Origin of the sequence: Brevundimonas sp. (assembly GCF_041648615.1) — a bacterium.
Taxonomy (GTDB): Bacteria; Pseudomonadota; Alphaproteobacteria; order Caulobacterales; family Caulobacteraceae; genus Brevundimonas.
Genome location: NZ_JBAZOS010000006.1, coordinates 55,172 through 73,570, shown reverse-complemented (window position 1 = coordinate 73,570; position 18,399 = coordinate 55,172). Strand labels below are relative to the sequence as shown.

General features: G+C 70.0%; 15 protein-coding genes and 2 tRNA genes. 9 read left to right on the top strand and 8 right to left on the bottom strand.

Going from position 1 to position 18,399, the window contains the following annotated elements:
• Positions 1–56 precede the first annotated feature (56 nt).
• On the top strand, positions 57–860 hold the full coding sequence (locus WC555_RS04625; RefSeq protein WP_373251569.1) for a TrmH family RNA methyltransferase: 804 nt from the start codon (positions 57–59) through the stop codon (positions 858–860).
• A gap of 231 nt (positions 861–1,091) precedes the next feature.
• On the opposite strand, the gene WC555_RS04620 is transcribed toward WC555_RS04625, so the two are convergent.
• Positions 1,092–1,165 (bottom strand) — tRNA-Cys (locus WC555_RS04620).
• Between the two features lie 154 nt (positions 1,166–1,319).
• Here WC555_RS04620 and WC555_RS04615 point away from each other — a divergent pair.
• The 5 genes from WC555_RS04615 to WC555_RS04595 all read left to right on the top strand — a co-directional run bounded on the left by WC555_RS04615 (position 1,320) and on the right by WC555_RS04595 (position 8,016).
• A complete protein-coding gene (locus tag WC555_RS04615; RefSeq protein ID WP_373251567.1) occupies positions 1,320–1,949 on the top strand; it encodes a protein-L-isoaspartate O-methyltransferase in 630 nt (209 codons plus the stop codon).
• Between the two features lie 126 nt (positions 1,950–2,075).
• Positions 2,076–3,617 (top strand): TolC family outer membrane protein, encoded by a 1,542-nt coding sequence (locus WC555_RS04610; protein WP_373251565.1) that lies wholly within the window; start codon positions 2,076–2,078, stop codon positions 3,615–3,617.
• A gap of 141 nt (positions 3,618–3,758) precedes the next feature.
• Positions 3,759–4,403, top strand: coding sequence for a DUF2497 domain-containing protein (locus WC555_RS04605; RefSeq protein WP_373251563.1), 645 nt, complete (start codon positions 3,759–3,761; stop codon positions 4,401–4,403).
• Between the two features lie 86 nt (positions 4,404–4,489).
• A complete protein-coding gene (locus tag WC555_RS04600; RefSeq protein ID WP_373251562.1) occupies positions 4,490–7,288 on the top strand; it encodes a valine--tRNA ligase in 2,799 nt (932 codons plus the stop codon).
• A complete protein-coding gene (locus WC555_RS04595; RefSeq protein WP_373251560.1) occupies positions 7,285–8,016 on the top strand; it encodes a TlyA family RNA methyltransferase in 732 nt (243 codons plus the stop codon). The genes WC555_RS04600 and WC555_RS04595 overlap by 4 nt, the downstream gene beginning before the upstream one ends.
• Before the next feature lie 156 nt (positions 8,017–8,172).
• Here the strand turns inward: WC555_RS04595 and WC555_RS04590 are convergent, their stop codons facing one another.
• Entirely contained in the window at positions 8,173–8,838 is a 666-nt protein-coding gene (locus WC555_RS04590) for a hypothetical protein (RefSeq protein WP_373251558.1), read from the bottom strand.
• A gap of 152 nt (positions 8,839–8,990) precedes the next feature.
• On the opposite strand from WC555_RS04590, the gene WC555_RS04585 reads away from it, so the two are divergent.
• Positions 8,991–10,235, top strand: a complete 1,245-nt coding sequence (locus tag WC555_RS04585) for a class I SAM-dependent RNA methyltransferase (RefSeq protein WP_373251556.1) — start codon at positions 8,991–8,993, stop codon at positions 10,233–10,235.
• A 3-nt stretch (positions 10,236–10,238) separates the two neighbouring features.
• Complete coding sequence (locus tag WC555_RS04580; protein WP_373251554.1) at positions 10,239–10,646, top strand: hypothetical protein; 408 nt, start codon at positions 10,239–10,241, stop codon at positions 10,644–10,646.
• Here WC555_RS04580 and WC555_RS04575 read toward each other — a convergent pair.
• From WC555_RS04575 to WC555_RS04560, 4 genes are all read right to left on the bottom strand, one after another.
• Positions 10,643–11,044: a DUF559 domain-containing protein gene (locus WC555_RS04575; RefSeq protein ID WP_373251553.1), complete on the bottom strand. Its 402-nt coding sequence runs from the start codon at positions 11,042–11,044 to the stop codon at positions 10,643–10,645. The two genes, WC555_RS04580 and WC555_RS04575, sit on opposite strands and share 4 nt — an antisense overlap.
• Positions 11,034–12,185: a PA0069 family radical SAM protein gene (locus WC555_RS04570; protein WP_373251551.1), complete on the bottom strand. Its 1,152-nt coding sequence runs from the start codon at positions 12,183–12,185 to the stop codon at positions 11,034–11,036. The genes WC555_RS04575 and WC555_RS04570 overlap by 11 nt, the downstream gene beginning before the upstream one ends.
• A 131-nt stretch (positions 12,186–12,316) precedes the next feature.
• Positions 12,317–12,401: transfer RNA gene (locus tag WC555_RS04565), tRNA-Leu, on the bottom strand.
• A gap of 127 nt (positions 12,402–12,528) precedes the next feature.
• The gene (locus WC555_RS04560; protein ID WP_373251548.1) at positions 12,529–14,196 is read right to left on the bottom strand and encodes an amino acid permease; all 1,668 of its coding nucleotides are present in this window, start codon (positions 14,194–14,196) and stop codon (positions 12,529–12,531) included.
• 157 nt (positions 14,197–14,353) lie between these two features.
• Here WC555_RS04560 and hrpB point away from each other — a divergent pair, with 157 nt between their 5' ends.
• Entirely contained in the window at positions 14,354–16,777 is a 2,424-nt protein-coding gene (hrpB, locus tag WC555_RS04555; protein WP_373251545.1) for an ATP-dependent helicase HrpB, read from the top strand.
• 4 nt (positions 16,778–16,781) lie between these two features.
• On the opposite strand, the gene WC555_RS04550 is transcribed toward hrpB, so the two are convergent.
• Both WC555_RS04550 and WC555_RS04545 read right to left on the bottom strand, forming a co-directional pair.
• Positions 16,782–17,636, bottom strand: coding sequence for a M23 family metallopeptidase (locus WC555_RS04550; protein WP_373251543.1), 855 nt, complete (start codon positions 17,634–17,636; stop codon positions 16,782–16,784).
• A complete protein-coding gene (locus WC555_RS04545) occupies positions 17,633–18,355 on the bottom strand; it encodes a hypothetical protein (RefSeq protein WP_373251542.1) in 723 nt (240 codons plus the stop codon). Before WC555_RS04545 ends, WC555_RS04550 begins: the two co-directional genes overlap by 4 nt.
• Between the last annotated feature and the right edge of the window lie 44 nt (positions 18,356–18,399).

Genomic DNA, 18,399 nt, shown 5'->3' with positions numbered 1-18,399 from the left:
GAAGGCGGGCGCTATAGCAGCGCGAGTCAGACTGACGCAACGGGAAATATCCGATCTTGGCCGTGATCCGCATCGACCACCCCGACGATCCGCGCATCGCGGGCTTCCGCGACATCCGCGAGCGCGACCTGACGGGCAGGCAGGGCCTGTTCGTGGCCGAGGGCGAGGTGGTGCTGAATGTGCTGACATCCCCGCAATCGCTGTGCGCGCCGGTCGCGCTTTTGCTGGATCAGAAGCGGGTCGAGGGGCTGGCCGGGCCGATCGCCCGTGTCGATTCGCGCACGCCCGTCTATGTCGCCGACCAGCCGATTCTCGACGCCATCGCCGGCTTTCACCTGCATCGCGGCATCCTGGCGCTGGGACGCAAGCCCGGGCCGGCGACCCTGGAGGCCCGACTGGCGTCGCTGGGGCCGGACGCCGTCGTGATCGGGGCCTGCGGCATCGGCAACCATGACAATATGGGCGGCCTGTTCCGCAACGCCGCCGCCTTCGGCGCCGGCGCCGTGCTGCTGGACCGGACGTGCTGCGATCCCTTCTACCGCAAGGCCATCCGGGTCTCGGTCGGGGCGGTGCTGCGCACGCCGATGGCCCTGGGGCTGGAAGCGTCGCGGATGCTCGACGGGCTGGAACGGGCGGGGTTCTCCGTCATCGCCCTGACGCCCGGGGCGGAGACCGCGCTGGACCGCATGCCGCGGGGCGGCCGGGTGGCGCTGATTCTGGGTCCGGAAGGCCCCGGCCTGCCGCCGGAGGTGATCGCGCGCTGTCGGCCCGTGGGAATTCCGATGTCAGGCGGGTTCGATTCCCTCAACGTTTCGGTCGCCAGTGGAATCGCCCTGCATCATTTCACCCGACAGGCGTGAAACGATCACGGAATTGCGATTAACGCTTTGTACACCTTGATGAACGGTCGGACTTGTGTCGCTGTGACGGGGTCCGGGGGGAGTTCCATCATGTTTGGCGGCGTTTTCGTCTTCATCCATCGCAACGCGCGTCTGGCGCTGGCGGTGGGCATTGTCACGGCCGGCGTCAGCGCGGCCAGCGTGATCGGCTGGATCACCGCGCCGGTCTGACCGATCTGAAGAAAATCGCGATGGAGGCCTGACCGAGAATCGAACTCGGGTGCAAGGATTTGCAGTCCTCTGCGTAACCACTCCGCCATCAGGCCCTGGGCCGGCCCGGAAACGATCCCGTGGACGACCTCGCCATCGCGAGGGGCGTTCGCTATCAGATCGGATTGTCGCCCGCAACGCACAGACCTATAAGCGCGGCAGATTTCCCGGCCTGTCGCCGGGCGCCCACAGTCGCAGGATCATCGCTCCATGGATTTCGCCGCCGCCCGCAAGGTCATGGTCGACAGCCAGGTCCGCGTGAACGACGTCACCGACCGCGGGCTGCAAGCCGCCTTGCTGGCCGTGCCGCGCGAGCGGTTCCTGCCGCAGGACCGCGCCTGGTCGGCCTATGCCGAGATCGAGCCCGAGATCGCGGGCGGGCGCCGGCTGATGATGGCCCGCGACCTGTCCAAGCTGCTGATGGCGCTGGACGCCCGGCCGGGCGAGACCGCCCTGGCCATCGCCGCCCCCTATGCGGCGGCGGTCCTGGCGCGGCTGGGGCTGACGGTGACGGCCCAGGAGGCCGACGACGCGGTGTTCGGGGTCACGGGCGACGTCCTCGCGGAGGAGGGGGTCCGGACCGTGGTCGCGCCGCTCTCGGCGCCCGACGGCGAAGGCTATGACATCATCATTTCCGAGGCGGCGGTTCCCGGCCGGCCCGAGGCCTGGCTGGCGGCGCTGAAGGTCGGCGGCCGGATGGCCGTGGTCGAGCGCAGCGGCCCGGTCGGCAAGGCGGCGCTGTATGTGCGGGGAGAGCAGGGCGTGTCGCGTCGCGAGCTGTTCAACTCGACCCCGCCGGTCCTGACGGATCTCGCGCCGGAGCCCGCCTTCGCCCTGTGAGACCAGGGAGACGGAATCGCCCAGCTTGAGCGTGAAAAAAACTTAACTGGCGCGGGATTAAACCATCCCGCATCAGACCTATGTAGACCAAGGGCGTGCTTCCCCCCGCGCCAGGCAGGAACAGACATGCTGAAACGTTCGCGCGCGCTCGCCTCGGTGGCCGTCATCGCCATCCTCTCCGGCATGGGCGCACCGGCATGGGCCGAGACGCTGAAGGAAGCGCTGGCCCTGGCCTATCAGACCAATCCCTCGCTTCTGGCCCAGCGCGCCAGCCAGCGCGCGCTGGACGAATCGATCGTCCAGGCCCGCGCCGGCCTGCGTCCCCAGCTCGATGTCACGGCCAGCGCCGGCTATTCCTGGAGCGAGACCGCGGGCGGACTGCGCGAGTTTGACACCAACAACGACGGCATTCCCGACACCACCATCAACGTGCCCGCATCGAACAGCGACGGCACGACCGGCGGCGTCTCACTCGGCCTGTCGCAAACCATCTGGTCCGGCGGCCGGATCGGCCACGGCATCAGCGCGGCCGAGGCCAACATCCTGGCCGGGCGCGAGAACCTGCGCGACATCGAGCAGACCGTCCTGGCCTCGGTCATCCAGGCCTATGCCGACGTGATCCGCGACAGCGAGATCCTGCGCATCCGTCAGTCCAACCTCGGCGTCCTGGGCCGGCAGCGGGACGAATCCTCGGCCCGGTTCGAGGTCGGGGAGATCACCCGCACCGACGTGGCCCAGTCCGAAGCCCGGCTGGCCCAGTCCGAGGCCGATCTGGCCAACGCCCAGGCCCAGCTGTCGGTGTCGCGCGCGGTCTATGCGGCCGTCGTCGGCCAGGCGCCGGGCGATCTGGCGCCCATGCCGGTCCTGCCGAACCTGCCGGTCGATTTCGACAGCGCCCTGGACGTCGCGTTGACGGACAATCCCGGCATCCGCGCCGCCGGCTACAATCTGCAGGCCGCCGAGGCCAATGTCGCGGCGGCCAAGGCGGAATACATGCCCTCGGCCCGGCTGACCGCGTCCTATGGCGGCTCCACCAACGACATCGGCAGCCCGGGCGACATCGCCGACAACACCAGCTTCACGGCCGGCGCCTCGATCTCGGTGCCCCTGTTCACCGGCGGGCTGAACAGTTCGCGCGTCGCCCAGGCCCACGAGCGCGCCAACATCGCCCAGATCAATCTTGAGGGCGAGCGCCGCAACACCCTGCAGTCGGTCAGTTCGGCCTATGCCCAGTCGCTGTCGGCCCGCTCGACGCTGACGGCGGGGCAGGAAGCCGTGCGCGCCGCCACCGTGGCGGCCGAGGGCGTGCGTCAGGAGGCCCAGGTCGGCCTGCGCACCACCCTGGACGTGCTGAACCAGGAGCTGGAGCTGCGCAACGCCGAGGTCACCCTGGCCAGCGCGCGCCGCAACGAATACGTCGCCCAGGCCAATCTGCTGGCCGCCATGGGCCGGCTGGAAGGCCAGGATCTGGATGCGTCGATCGCGGTCTACGACCCGGCGGCCAATTACAACCGCGTCCGCAATCGCGGCGCCCTGCCGTGGGACGGCGTGATCGAGGCCATAGACCGGATCGCGGCCCCGCCGGTCGTGCCGGCGAACGACGCCGTCGACGCGCCGATCGACTCGCAGTTGAAGTCCGAGATCGTCCAGACTGCGCCCCGCGACTGATCGCCTGTCACGCGACTCGCGGTCGGGCCGGTTAACGGGTCAGGCGAAAAACGCCCGTTGATTCCAGCGGGCTGAGATGCGACGACAACCGCACGGGGGCGGTTCGCCGGCCCTGTCGCCATTCGCCCCCGGGGTTATGACATGACCGACCAGACCGCCGCCCAGGAACCGACGATGGAGGAAATCCTGGCGTCGATCCGCCGGATTATCTCCGAGGATGACGCGCCCGCCGAAACGGCGACGGTCGCCGCCGCGGCGCCCGAGCCGGAGGCCGCACCGGAACCCGAACCCGAACCGGTTTCATCTTCGGCCCTGATGGACGAGACGCCTTCGCGGCAGGAGCCCGAGGCCTCCGAAGAGGATGTGCTGGAACTGACCGAGGCCTGGGAGCCGCCCGTCGCCGAAACCATCGGCGATCTGGACGTATCCGCGCCGGAGCCCGAGCCTGAACCCTTCCCGACCGCCCCGGTCAGCGAGTCGGTGTTCGCCGCCGAACCGGTCGAGGTCCATACGCCCGAGCACCCGTCCGTTCCGACGACGTCCTATGACAGCCTGGTCGGCGACAGCGCCGCCGCCAGCGCCGCCTCGGCCTTCGCCGGCTTCGCCTCCACGCTGAAGAAGCCCGAGCCGGCCGATGTGACCTTCCCGTCGGGCCCGACCATCGACGAGATGGTGCGCGGCCTGCTGCGGCCGATGCTGAAGGAATGGCTGGACGCCAATCTGCCGGCCATCGTCGAGGCCCAGGTACGCAAGGAAGTCGAACGTATCGCCCGCACCGCCGGCTGACTTCACCTGCGACCTGATCAAGGCTAGATCATTCCGGGGCGGCTCCAGTCGGGGCCGCCCTTATCTTTTGTCTGAAGACCGTTCCAATGCTCGACAAGACCTTCGACCCGACCGCCGCCGAACCCCGCCTGTACGCGATGTGGGAAGAGAGCGGCCTGTTCGCCCCGAGGACGGACGGCGCCGCCGAGGCCTATTCGATCGTCATTCCGCCGCCGAACGTGACCGGGTCGCTGCACATCGGCCATGCGCTGAACAACACCCTGCAGGACATCCTCGCCCGCTATCACCGGATGAAGGGCAAGGCGGTGCTGTGGCTGCCGGGCACGGACCACGCCGGCATCGCCACCCAGATGGTGGTCGAGCGCCAGCTGGCGGCCGCCGGCAATGTCGGGCGGCGCGAGATGGGCCGTGAGGCCTTCGTGGCCAAGGTGTGGGAATGGAAGGCCGAGAGCGGCGGGACCATCGTCCAGCAGCTGCGCCGTCTGGGCGCCAGCTGCGACTGGAGCCGCGAGCGCTTCACCCTCGACCCGGCCATGAATGCGGCGGTGCGCAAGGTCTTCGTCCAGCTGCACAGGGACGGGCTGATCTATCGCGACAAGCGGCTGGTCAATTGGGACCCGCATTTCCAGACGGCCATCTCGGATCTCGAGGTCGAGCAGCGCGAGATGGACGGGTCCTACTGGCATTTCGCCTATCCGCTGGCCGACGGCGTGACCTATGAGCACCCGGTCGCCTGGGACGGCGACGGCCAGCCGACGGACTACGAGACCCGCGACTACATCGTCGTCGCCACGACCCGGCCCGAGACCATGCTGGGCGACACCGGCGTGGCGGTGCATCCGGACGACGCGCGCTATGCGGGGCTGGTCGGCAAGTTCGTGACCCTGCCCATCGTCGGTCGCCGCATCCCGATCGTCGCCGACGATTACGCCGACCCGACCAAGGGCTCGGGGGCGGTGAAGATCACCCCGGCGCACGACTTCAACGACTTCCAGGTCGGCAAGCGGGCCGGGCTGGCGGCGCTGAACGTCATGGACGCCTTCGGCCGCATCACCGCCGCCGATACGCCCGACGTGCCCGCCGAATACGAAGGCATGGACCGCTTCGCCGCCCGCAAGGCCATCGTGGCCCGCGCGGATGAGGAGGGCTGGCTCAAGGCGATCGAGAAGACCCGCCACGTCATTCCGCACGGCGACCGCTCCGGCGTGGTCATCGAGCCGTGGCTGACGGACCAGTGGTACGTCGACGCCCACACCCTGGCCCAGCCGGCGATCCGGGCGGTGGAGCAGGGCGACACCGTCTTCGAGCCGAAGAGCTACGAGAAGATCTATTTCGAATGGCTGCGCAACATCGAGCCCTGGTGCATCTCGCGCCAGCTCTGGTGGGGTCACCGCATTCCGGCCTGGTATGCACCGGACAAGGCCTTTGTCGTGGTCGCCGAGACGGAGGAAGAGGCCGAGGTCCTGGCGAGACAGCAGTCGCTGGCCCGCGGACTCTTCGACCAGGACGGACTCTCCGACTACATTCACTATCACGGTGGCCTGATCAAAGGCGGCCTCTTCGTCCAGGACGAGGACGTCCTCGACACCTGGTTCAGCTCGGCCCTGTGGCCCTTCTCGACCATGGGCTGGCCCGAGGACACCGAGGACCTGCGCCGCTTCTACCCGACCAGCGATCTGGTCACCGCCGCCGACATCATCTTCTTCTGGGTCGCCCGGATGATGATGATGGGGCTTCACTTCATGGATGAGGTTCCGTTCAAGCGGGTCATCATCAACGGCCTGGTCCGCGACGAGAAGGGCCAGAAGATGAGCAAGTCGAAGGGCAACGTCATCGACCCGCTCGGCATCATCGATGAGCTGGGGGCTGACCCGCTGCGCTTCACCATGGCCATCCTGTCGGGTACACGCGACATCAAATTGTCTCGCCAACGTATTGAAGGCTATCGCAACTTCGGCACCAAGCTGTGGAACGCCGCACGCTTCGCCCAGATGAACGAGGCGAAGCGCGTCGAGGGCTTCGATCCCGCGACCGTCGACCAGACCATCAACCGCTGGGTCCGCGGCGAGCTGACCAGGACCGAGCGCGCCGTCAGCCAGGCCATCGAGGGCGGGCGTTTCGACGACGCCGCCTCGGCCTTGTACCGCTTCGTCTGGAACGTGTTCTGCGACTGGTATCTGGAGCTGGCCAAGCCGGTGTTCATGGGCGCCGACGAGACGGCGAAGGCCGAGACCCGCGCCATGACCGCCTGGACCCTGGACCAGACCCTGAAGCTGATGCACCCGGTCATGCCCTTCATCACCGAAGAGCTGTGGGACAAGCTGGGCGAGGAGGGCGCGGCGCGGACCGAGGCGACCCTGATCGGCGCCGCCTGGCCCGATCTGCCGGACGCCTTCATGGATGCGAACGCCGAGGCGGAGATCGGCTGGCTGGTCGATCTGGTCACTGAAATCCGCCAGTTGCGCGCCGAGATGAATGTGCCGCCTTCGGCCAAGCCGCCGCTGGCCTTCGTCGCGCCCGATCCGGTGACGGCCGCACGGATGGCGCGGCACCGCGACCTGATCCTGACCTTGGGCCGGGCGGGCGCGCTGTCGACGGTCGACGCGGCGCCGGCGGGGGCGGTCACCTTCGTCTCGGGCGGGGCGACGGCGGCCCTGTCCCTGGCCGGGGTGATCGATGTCACGGCCGAGCGGGCGCGGCTGATCAAGGAGATCGCCGCCTTCGACAGCGACATCGGCCATGTGAACAAGAAGCTGGGCAATCCCAATTTCGTGGATCGCGCGGCCCCCGAGGTGGTTGACGAACAGCGCCAGAAGCTGGCCGAGGCCGAGGCCGGCAAGGCGAAGCTGCAGGCGGCTCTGGCGCGGCTGGACGCTGTGGGGTGAGCAAGACGCGTCTCGACCAGTTGCTGGTCGCGCGCGGTCTGGCGGAGAGCCGGTCGCGGGCGAAGGCGGCGATCGAGGCGGGCGGGGTCACCGTCGACGGCGCGCCGGCGAAGGCCGCGTCCCAAACTGTGGCGGAGGACGCGGTCATCGCCTACGCCGACGCCCATCGCTGGGTCGGCCGCGGCGCGTTGAAGCTGGACCACGCCCTGACCCTGTGGCCCGTCGCGGTCGAGGGGCGGGTGGTGCTGGACGTCGGGGCCTCGACCGGCGGTTTTACCGAGGCCTGCCTGTCGCGCGGCGCGGCGCGGGTGTTCGCCGTCGACGTCGGCTCGGGCCAGATGCATGCGCGGGTCGCGTCGGATCCGCGCGTCGTCAATCTGGAACAGACCGACGCCCGCGACCTGACGCCGGCGCTGATCCCCGACGCGCCGCAACTGATCGTCTGCGACGCCAGCTTCATCGGCCTGGCCAAGGTGCTGCCGGCGGCGTTGGCGCTCGCCGCGCCCGGCGCGGACCTGGTCACCCTGGTCAAGCCGCAGTTCGAGGCGGCCCGTCCGGGCGGCGCGAAAAAGGGCGTGGTCAAGGACCCGGCGGCGCGTCAGGCGGCCTTGGCCTCGGTCTCCGCCTGGCTGGAGGACCAGGGCTGGTCCGTGCAGGCCACGACCGAAAGCCCGATCACCGGCGCCGACGGCAATGTCGAGTTTTTGCTTTGGGCGAAGCGGGCCTGACGTCCCCCGGGACGCGCTCAAGCAGCGAGCGACCGCGTCGCTCGCGTTAGCGCGCCAAACAAGGAAAAACCGCCGGCGGATTTCTCCACCGGCGGTCTCCGTCACGTCGCCGATCGACAGGGGGGCTGAAAAATAACCGGCGACGCAATTCTGTGATCAGTAGCGGTCCGGGCAGGACTGCTCGTAACGGGTGACGTAGCGACCATCGTAGGTGCGGCTGCGGACCTCGACCGTGCGGCAGCCGGTCTGATAGCCGGACTGGTAGCCAAAGTTGGACCCGTAGCTCGACTGGTAGCGGTCCTGGTACGAACGGTCAGAGCGGTCGTACCGGTCGTAGCCGTCGTTCCGGTCATAGCCGCGATCATACGAGCGGGAGTCGCCGCCGTAACGCGACTGGTCGTACCGGTAATCGTAGCGGGCGTCGCCGCCGCAATCCCTGGCCGAGCTGCCGCCGACGCCGGCGCCGACCACGGCGCCGAGGACGCCGCCCAGGATGCTGCCTTCGGTGCGGCGACCGCGGGCGGCCAGCTGCGAACCGGCGACGGCGCCAAGGGTGGCGCCGATGGCGACGCCCGCGCCCTGACGACCGCTGCGGTCCGAGCGGCAGTCGTCATAGCTGTTGCGGGGATCGCCGTAGCGCTCATCCTGATAGCCGTAGCGGGACTGGTCGTAGTCGTAGCGTTGGCCGTAGGCGCCGGAACCGTAGTTCTGGGAGCCCTGGTAGGAATAGGCCTGGGCCGAGGCCGTGGCGGGGGCCAGCAGCATGCCGACGGCCGCGACGGCGGTGGCGGCTGCGACGGTCTTGGTCAGGCGGGCGAACATGGGGCGATCCTCGGTTTCAGGGATGAGGGCCGAACGGCCGGGGTCCCTGTCTGTTGCATCCGTTATGGGCGCGTGAAGCTGAACGGCCTTTGAGCGGCCCGTTCATCTTCGTTCAGGTTTCACAAGCCGTCGGGAGCCTCTAGGAACGGGCCATGACGGAAACGCTGACGATCGCGCGCGTGGGCGGGCAGGGCGACGGGATCGCCGAGACGCCCGGCGGGCCGGTGTTCGCGCCCCTGACCCTGCCGGGCGAGGTGGTGCGCGGAGAGGTCCGCGACGGGCGTCTGGAGGCCGTCGAAATCCTGACGTCCAGCCCCGACCGGATCGCGCCGGTCTCGCCCCACTACGGCGACTGCGGCGGCTGTTCGCTGCAGCACTGGGCGGCGGGACCCTATCTGGACTGGAAGCGTGAGCAGGTTCTGGGGGCCCTGACCCGCGAGCGGATCGAGACCGAGATCGAACCGACGGTGGCCGTGCCTCCCGGGACCCGCCGGCGGCTGGCGCTGCACGCCCGCCGCGGCGAGGACGGGCGCGTCCTGCTGGGGTTCAAGGCGCGCAAGAGCTGGCGGCTGGTCGAGGTGACGGTCTGTCCCGTGGCCGATCCCCGACTGGTGGCGGCCTTTCCGGCGCTGCGGCGAATCGCCGACGCCTTCCTCGAGCATCCGAAATCGGCGCCGACCCTGCATGTCACCTGGACCCTGACGGGGCTGGATGTGGATGTGACGGGGGTCGAACGACGCTCGGGCGGTCTGTCGGGCGACGCCCGGATGCGCGCCATCCGGGCGGCGGCCGCGGCGGATGTGGCGCGGCTGAGTCTGGCGGGCGAGACCCTGATGATGGAGCGCCAGCCCATGGTGGCCTTCGGCGCGGCGACCGTGCCCCTGCCGGCGGGCGGCTTCCTGCAGGCCGTGCCCGAGGCCGAGGCGGCCATGGTCGAACGCGCCGTCGAGGCGGTGCACGGCGCGAGGAAGATCGCCGACCTGTTCTGCGGCGCCGGCACCTTCACCTTTCCGCTGGCGACGGTCGCCCCCGTTCTGGCCGCCGACGCCTCGGCGGCCGGGATCGCGGCCCTGAAGGCCGGGATGGGATCCGCCAGGGGTCTGAAGCCGATCGCCGCCGAGGCCCGCGACCTGTTCCGCCGGCCGCTGGCGCCCTACGACCTGCGCGGCTGCGACGCCGTGGTGATGGACCCGCCTCGCGCCGGGGCGATCGAGCAGACGAAGCAGCTGCCGGGGACGAAGGCGGCGGTCGTGGTCGGCGTATCCTGCAACCCCGTGACCTTCGCCCGCGACGCGCGCATCCTGATCGACGCCGGCTTCCGGCTCGAGCGGGTCACGCCGGTGGATCAGTTCCTGTGGTCGGCCCATGTCGAGCTGGTGGGCGTTTTCAGGCGGTAGGCGATGACCATGAACGATGATGCGCCCGAAGAGGACGGCGGCGGTTTCGACGCCGAGGACTGGACCCGGCTCAAACCCTTTACCGGGGCGGTGGCGACCCTCGACGACGTCCAGGCGCGTCGGGCCGTCTTCGCCCTGGGCGAGACCGACGACCCGCGCCCGATCGCCATGGATCTGCCCCAGCCCGTGATCTGGTGGGATGACGACGGCGAACAGGCGGCGGTCGCCGTGCAGGCCGAGACGCACCTCGGGCCCGACGGCGAGGAGATGGAGGTGCTCGGCCTGATCCTGCCGGACGGCGGCGGGGCCATCGCCCTGATGGAGGACGTCGATCTGGTCGATGCGACCGATCCGACCTGGCGCGATCTGGTCACCGCCGCCATCGACCCGTCGGCGGCGGACGAAGACTAGAAACTGATCCCTTCCCCCATCTCGGGGGAAGGTGGGCGGCGAAGCCGCTCGGATGGGGGCCTGCCGACGGCGTGACGAATGGCGGCCAGCACATGGTGCGGTCGGGCAAGGATCTCCGAGTTCGAAAAGCGCAGAACCCGAAAGCCCTGCGACCCCAGCCAACCGTCGCGTTTGGCGTCGTCGAACGTACGCAACGCATGGACGCCGCCATCCGCCTCGACAATCAGCCGGGCTGACAGACAGGCGAAGTCGACGACATAAAAACCGATCGGAACCTGCCGCCGGAAGCGCAGGTCGTCGAGCGCCCGGTCCCGAACCAACGACCAGAAGAATTCCTCCGCCCGGGTCGGCGTCTTGCGCAAACGGCGGGCACGTCTGATCGTCGGCTCAGGCTGCATCGGGCAGGCCCCCATCCGTCTCGCTTCGCGAGCCACCTTCCCCCGAAGTGGGGGAAGGAAGAGCTGAGAGCGGCAGGTCGAACAGGTCCATCTGCTTCTTCATGTCCGGCGGGACGCGGAACCGCGTCTCGTCCAGCGGTCGGCGGGGCGCGTCGAGACCATAGCGTTTGACGGCGGCGCGGAAGCGGGCGCCGATCAGTTCGGCCACCGGCCCGGTCCCCTTCATGCGCTGGGACCAGTCGGGGTCGTAGTCGCGGCCGCCGCGCGTCTGGCGGATCAGCGACATGACCCGGGCGGCGCGCTCGGGCCGGGCGTCGGCCAGCCACTCGCGGAACAGGTCCTTGATCTCGAGCGGCAGGCGCAGGGTGACGTACATGGCCGAGACGGCCCCGGCCCTGGCCGCAGCCTCCAGCACGGCTTCCAGCTCGTGATCGTTCAGGCCCGGAATGACCGGGGCGAAGCCGACGGTGACCGGCACGCCGGCGTCGGCCAGCCGTCGGATCGCCTCCAGCCGCTTCGCCGGGGTCGAGGCGCGCGGCTCCATGGCCCGGGCCAGGCCCCGGTCCAGGGTGGTGATCGAGACGCAGGCCGAGGCCAGGCCATCGGCCGCCATGGCCCCCAGAATGTCGGCGTCGCGCGTGATCAGCACCGACTTGGTGATGATGCTGAACGGATGCCGGAACCGCTGCAGCACCTCCAGCACCGACCGGGTCGAATTCAGCTGGCGCTCGACCGGCTGATAGGGGTCGGTGTTGCCGCCTATGTGGATGCGTTTGCAGACGTAGCGGGGCCTGGCGAGTTCCTGCTCCAGCAGACGCGCGGCCTCGGGCTTGAAGAATATCCGGCTCTCGAAATCCAGGCCCGGGGATAGGCCCATCCAGGCATGGGACGGACGGGCGTAGCAGTAGATGCAGCCATGTTCACAGCCCTTGTAGGGGTTGATGGACCGGTCGAAACCGATGTCCGGACTGGTGTTCTTCGCGATGATGGTCCGGGCGTGCTCGGGCGTCAGGGTCGTGCGCAGGGGCGCGGCCTCGGCGTCGTCGCTGGTCCAGCCGTCATCGAAGGCCTGCACGGTTTCCGGCTCGAACCGACCCGTCGCATTCGAACGGGCGCCTCGTCCTTTCGCCGCTTCAGCCATGGAAGGACCATAGCTTCGAATGAGAACAAAGCAAGAACTAATGACGCATCAAAAAAGCCCGCCAGACGGCGAGCTGACCCGGCCTCAAGCCGCGAGCGACCGCGTCGCGAGCATAGGCCCCCAAAAAGGAGTGGTGCGGATGAGAGGACTCGAACCTCCACGCCTCGCGGCGCCAGAACCTAAATCTGGTGCGTCTACCAGTTCCGCCACATCCGCTCAGGTACGCGGACAAGCGTCTAGGGGAGGACGGCGCAAAGGAAAAGGCCCGGGATCGCTCCCGGGCCTTCCGTCTTTGGTTGGCCTGTCGCGCTTCGCGCTGCTTGAGGCCCGACCGATCGCTGGATCAGTCGTCTTTCCTGGGGTCGACGCCGCGGACGAAGGCGTCCGTGGCGCTTTCCAGCTTCACGTCCTCGGTGATGTCGATCCCCTTGGCCAGCTTGGAGTGCCAGAAGCCGTAGAGGATGTAGATCACCGCGCCGACCGCGGCATAGGCGCCGAGGATGGTGAGCGGCAGCGGGTTGCCGTCCATGGCGTGCTGGATCATCGGCCAGAAGTTGAAGCCGGCCAGCGCCAGGCAGGACAGGATGCCCAGCACGGCGGTGAAGATGCCGCCCGGCACCTTGAACGGACGCTCCATCTCCGGATGCTTGATGCGCAGGAAGATCACGCTCAGGCAGACGATCGAGAAGGCCACGGCCGTACCCAGCGACACCAGGTCGCCGAGGATCGAGATGGGCAGGAAGGACGCCGCGACGGCGATCAGTATGCCCAGCAGGATGGTGCCGATCCACGGGGTGCGGAACTTCGGATGGATGACGGCGAAGGCTTTCGGGAGAAGGCCGTCACGCGCCATGGTGTAGAAGATCCGCGTCTGGCCGTAGCACAGCACCAGCATGACCGAGGACAGGCCGGTGATGGCGCCGACCTTGATCAGGAAGCTGATCAGGTTGAGCGGGCTGCCATCGGGCGTGATGAACGCCGTGTCGGCCCATTCCAGACCCATGCGGTCGATGGCGACGGCCACCGGCGCCGGGCTGGCCAGCTCGAGGTAGGGGACCACGCCGGTCATGACGGCGGCGACGGCCATATAGATGAGCGTGCAGACGATCAGGGCGCCCAGGATGCCGACGGGGACATCCTTGGAGGGGTTCTTGGCCTCTGCCGCGGCGGTGGAAACCGCCTCGAAGCCGACGTAGGCGAAGAAGATGATCGATGCGCCGCGCAGGATGCCGGTGGCCCCGTACTCGCCGAACTTGCCGGTCGTGTTCTCGGGGATGAAGGGCACCCAGTTCTCGGGGTTGATGTACTGGATCCCGACCGCGATGAAGGTCAGCAGCACCACGATCTTGATCATCACGATCACGTTGTTGATCGAGGCCGACTCGCTGACGCCGAGGACCAGCAGGCTGCAGACCGCGGCGATGCCGATGGCGGCGACCAGGTTGAAGGTGCCGGTGAGCGGGAAGCTGGCGACGCCGGTGTCCGAGGTCACGGCCTGGATCAGCGGCGTGGCCCAGGAGGGACCCTCGCCGCCCGCGTACTGGATCATCGGGAACAGGCTGTCGGCCACGCCGAAGTCCCGCAGGATCGAAACCACATAGCCGGACCAGCCGACCGCCACGGTCGAGGCGGCGACGCCGTATTCCAGCACCAGCAGCCAGCCCATGATCCAGGCGAAGACCTCGCCCAGGGTGCCGTAGGCGTAGGTGTAGGCCGAGCCGGACACCGGCATGGTCGAGGCCAGTTCGGCGTAGCACAGGCCCGCGAGACCGCAGGCGATGCCGGCGACGACGAAGCTGAGCATGATCGCCGGACCCGCGTGAGCGGCGGCGACCTGGCCGGTCAGGACGAAGATGCCGGCGCCGATGATGGCGCCGATGCCGAGGCTCATCAGATTGATGGGGCCCAGCGAGCGCTTCAGCTCGCTCTTGGCCGCTTCCTTCTGGATCTGGGCTACGGATTTCTTGAGGAACAGGCGGTTCCCCTTGGGCCTAAGGCCTTCTGCGGACATAGAGTCTCGCCCCCTGATACACGGCGAACCCTCCCCGGGCCGCCTTCAATGGCGCGGACGCTAGCGGCGCACGACGGCGCTGGCAACGCGGTTTCCGATTGATGAAGGCATGGAGACGCTTTCGTGAAACGGGGCGAAGCGTCTAGACCCGGGTCAGATGTTGCCCATTCACGCCGTTCTCGAGCCCCTGAAGGCCGCCCTGGCCGCGACCCGCGCGGTCGTGCTGGCGGCCCCGCCGGGCGCGGGCAAGACCACGGTCGTGCCGCTGGCCCTGCTGGGCGAGCCCTGGCTGGGCGACGGCAAGGTGCTGGTGCTGGAGCCCCGCCGGCTGGCGGCCCGCGCGGCGGCGGAGCGGATGGCCTCGTCCCTGGGCGAGCGGGCCGGCGACACGGTCGGCTATCGCACGCGGCTGCAGAGCCGGATCGGACCGCGGACCCGGATCGAGGTGATCACCGAGGGCGTCTTCACCCGCATGATTCTGGACGATCCGGGTCTGGAGGGCGTCGGCGCCGTCCTGTTCGACGAATTTCACGAACGCTCGCTGGACGCCGACCTCGGTCTGGCGCTGGCGCGGGAGAGCCAGGGGCTGCTGCGCGAGGACCTGCGCCTGCTGGTCATGTCCGCGACGCTGGACATCGTCGGCGTCTCAACCCTTCTCGACGGCGCGCCCGTGATCGAGGCCGAGGGCCGTATGTTCCCGGTCGAGACCCGCTACCTCGGCCGCAACGCCGCCGAGCGGATCGAGGACGCCGCGGTCCGGGCGGTCCGGCTGGCGCTGGGCGAGCAGACCGGTTCGGTGCTGGTCTTCCTGCCGGGGCAGGGCGAAATCCACCGCACCGCCCAGCGGCTGAAAGAGACGGTGCGCGACCCGTCGGTCGACATCGCGCCCCTGTACGGCGCGCTGGACGCCAAGGACCAGGACCGGGCCATCCGGCCGGCGGAGCCCGGTCGGCGCAAGGTGGTGCTGGCCACCTCGGTGGCCGAGACCAGCCTGACGATCGAGGGCGTGCGCGTGGTCATCGACGGCGGCCTGTCGCGCGTGCCCCGGTTCGAGGCGTCGAGCGGCCTGACGCGGCTGGCGACCGTGCGCGTCAGCCGGTCGTCGGCCGAGCAGCGGCGCGGCCGGGCCGGACGCGTCGAGCCGGGCGTCTGCTACCGCCTGTGGGACGAGGCGGCGACGCGGGGTCTGGTCCCGCATCAACGGCCCGAGATTCTGGAAGCCGACCTGACGGCCTTCGCCCTGGATCTGGCGCGGTGGGGCGCGCGGTCGACCGACGGCCTCGCCCTGCTGGACCAGCCGCCGGCCGGGGCGTTCGCCGAGGCGCGCAAGGTGCTGCAGAGGCTGGACGCCCTGGACGCCGACGGCGCCCTGACCGCGCACGGGCGGCGGCTGACCCGCATCCCCCTGCCGCCGCGGCTGGCGCACATGGTCGCCGTCGCCAGCGACGCCGGCGACGCAGCTCTCGGCGCGCGGATGGCGGCGGTGCTGAGCGAGCCGGGTCTGGGCGGAAACGACGTCGACCTGCGCGAGCGGCTGCGGGAACTGGCCCGCGACCGGTCGCAAAGGGCCCGCGATGCGATGAAGCTGGCCGACCGCTGGGCGCGCGCCGCCGGAGGCGGGCAGGGGGGCGAGGCCGACCCCGGCGCCTTGCTGGCCGAGGCCTTCCCCGAGCGGGTGGCGAAGGCGCGGGGCAAGCCCGGCGAGGTCCTGCTGGCCTCGGGTCGCGGGGCCTTCGTCGAGCCGACCGATCTGCTGGCGCGCGAGCCGTGGCTGGCGGTGGCCGAACTGGGCGGCGGAGACGCCCGCGACCGCATCCGCCTGGCCGTTCCCGTCGACCCCGCGGCGCTGGAGCGGCGCATCCAGACCGAGGATCGGCTGGGCCGCGAACCCTCGGGGCGAATGACGATGCGCCGCGTCCGCCGCATCGGCGCGATCGTCGTCGATGAAAAGGTCGTCGGCGCGCCGGATCGGGCCGCGATCACGGCGGCGCTGAAGGCCGAGGTCGAGCGCGACGGGCTGGCCGGTCTGAAATGGGGCGAGCGGGCCGCGGGCCTGCGCGCCCGGCTGGCCTTCCTCGGCGAATTGGACGCGGACTGGCCGGATGTGTCGGACGCGGGCCTGCTGGCCGCGCGCGAGACATGGCTGTGGCCGCTGCTGGAGACGGTGCAGTCGCTCGACGCCATCGTCGACGGGGCGCTTGAGGCCGGCTTGAAGACCCTCGTGCCGTGGGACCGCCAGCGCGCCCTGGACGAACGGGCCCCGGCGCGCCTGCAGACGCCGCTGGGCTCGGCCGCGATCGACTATGCCGCCCCCGGCGGGCCGCGCGTGGACATCCGCGTTCAGGAGCTGTTCGGCGTCACGGCCCATCCCACCGTCGGCGGTGGGCGCACGCCCCTGACCCTCGCCCTGCTGTCGCCAGCGCGTCGGCCCGTGCAGGTGACGAAGGATCTGCCCGGCTTCTGGGCGGGCAGTTGGGCCGCCGTCCGCGCCGAGATGCGCGGCCGCTATCCCCGCCACCCCTGGCCCGAGGACCCGACGAAGGCCGAGGCGACCAGCCGCGCCAAGCCGCGCGGGACCTGAGCCCTCAGGCCGCCCCGTTCAGCAGCCGGCCGTAGCTGTCGACCAGGCTGGTGTAGGTGGGCACGAAATTGACGCTGGCCGGACTGCCGGCGATCGAGACCGGCGCCTTGATCTCGAAATGCAGATGGATGGTGGTGGCGTTGCCGCCGAAGTCCGCCGAGACCTTGCCGATATGCTGGCCGCGCTCGACGTTGCGCGAGGCCATGGTCGGGAACAGGGCGTTCACCCCCGGCATGTCCATGTGCAGATAGCGGTAGATGCGCCCGGAATCGCCCAGCAGGGTCACGGTGTAGCTGCCGATCGAGGTGATCCGGCCGCTCTCGGCGGCGACGATCCAGTGCACCTTCTTGACGCAGGTGGCGGGCCGGATGTCCTGACCCTGGTGGCCCCGGCCGGCGGGGCACATGCCGTTGGTCCACGACCGGGTCTCGCAGAAATTGTCGCGCCACGGATAGGCATAGTTGCGGGGATCGCACTGGCCGCCGGGCCCCGGCGCGGCGAACCCGCCATACCCATAGACCTGGGAGTTGGCGTAGGCGGGCCCGGCCTCCATCGGGAAACGCATGCCCGCGGCCCACAGGGTGGCGTCGGTCGCCCCCGTCCCGGACCCGGAGGGCAGGGCGCCGCCGGGATCGTGGGGCCAGGTGACGGGCTCGGGCGCAGGCGGCGTCTCGGTGACGGGCTCCGGCTCCGGCATGGGCGCGGGCTCCGTCTCGCCGGGCGCGGGCGCGGGCTCTGTCGGCATCGTCTCCGGAACCGGCGGGTCGGTCTTCACCGGCGGGGCGGCGGGATCCTGGACGCAGCCGTTCGGGGAGCAGGCCGTGAGCAGAAGCAGGGCGGTCAGGGTCAGGCGCTTCACGACGCGCCTCCGCCGATCAGTTGCAGGGTGGAGGCGAAGGCGATCGCTTCGGGCTCGGTGCAGCCGGCCGCGCCGGGGCCCTCGCAGATGAAGCTGACATTATAGGCGGCGCCGAACCGGCTGAAGGTGACGTCGACGCCGTATTCCGTGCGTTCGGTCCGGACATTGGTCAGACCCTCGGCCCGCGCCTGGGCCGCGGCTTGTGCGGCGACGGGCGGGACGCGCGAGGCCGTCAGCCGCGGGCCGGCCCGCGCGATCGTCGCCGGAGCCGCCGGGCGGACGGCGGTGAGCGCCGCCCCGGTCGGCGATTGCTGTTGCGGAGCCGGCGCGATGGGCGACTGGAAGGCCTTGGTCGCGCCGTAGATCTCGATGATCTGCTCGCCGCGCTGGACGACCAGCATATAGTGACGGTCCCCCGTGAAGATGCGGGCGGTGCGCAGCAAGGCGGGATCCGCCGGGGCCAGCACCGGCACGGGCGAGGCGTCCGCGACGGTCAGGACCCGCCGGGACTCGGGATCCTGGCTCAGGACGCCGCGCAATCTGGCGGCCAGCGGCTCCTTCTGCGCCGCGGCCAGGGCGGCGTTGTCGGCGCGCGACCGCGGCAGGTCGACCTGGGCCGCGGCGACCGCGGACGGGGGCGGCTGCTGCGAGGTGGCGACGCCCGCCAGGGCGGCGGCCAGAATGACGCCGCCGACGACGGCTCCGGTGCGGATATCCATGTGACAGACCCTCCCCGGCGTTAACCATAGCGCCGTTATGCGAA

Coding starts and splice junctions, on each gene's coding strand:
- WC555_RS04615 (WP_373251567.1), top strand. CDS start 1,320: ATGGATTTCGCCGCCGCCCGCAAGGTCATGGTCGACAGCCAGGTCCGC.
- WC555_RS04610 (WP_373251565.1), top strand. CDS start 2,076: ATGCTGAAACGTTCGCGCGCGCTCGCCTCGGTGGCCGTCATCGCCATC.
- WC555_RS04605 (WP_373251563.1), top strand. CDS start 3,759: ATGACCGACCAGACCGCCGCCCAGGAACCGACGATGGAGGAAATCCTG.
- WC555_RS04600 (WP_373251562.1), top strand. CDS start 4,490: ATGCTCGACAAGACCTTCGACCCGACCGCCGCCGAACCCCGCCTGTAC.
- WC555_RS04590 (WP_373251558.1), bottom strand. CDS start 8,838: ATGTTCGCCCGCCTGACCAAGACCGTCGCAGCCGCCACCGCCGTCGCG.
- WC555_RS04585 (WP_373251556.1), top strand. CDS start 8,991: ATGACGGAAACGCTGACGATCGCGCGCGTGGGCGGGCAGGGCGACGGG.
- WC555_RS04580 (WP_373251554.1), top strand. CDS start 10,239: ATGACCATGAACGATGATGCGCCCGAAGAGGACGGCGGCGGTTTCGAC.
- WC555_RS04575 (WP_373251553.1), bottom strand. CDS start 11,044: ATGCAGCCTGAGCCGACGATCAGACGTGCCCGCCGTTTGCGCAAGACG.
- WC555_RS04570 (WP_373251551.1), bottom strand. CDS start 12,185: ATGGCTGAAGCGGCGAAAGGACGAGGCGCCCGTTCGAATGCGACGGGT.
- WC555_RS04560 (WP_373251548.1), bottom strand. CDS start 14,196: ATGTCCGCAGAAGGCCTTAGGCCCAAGGGGAACCGCCTGTTCCTCAAG.
- hrpB (WP_373251545.1), top strand. CDS start 14,354: ATGTTGCCCATTCACGCCGTTCTCGAGCCCCTGAAGGCCGCCCTGGCC.
- WC555_RS04545 (WP_373251542.1), bottom strand. CDS start 18,355: ATGGATATCCGCACCGGAGCCGTCGTCGGCGGCGTCATTCTGGCCGCC.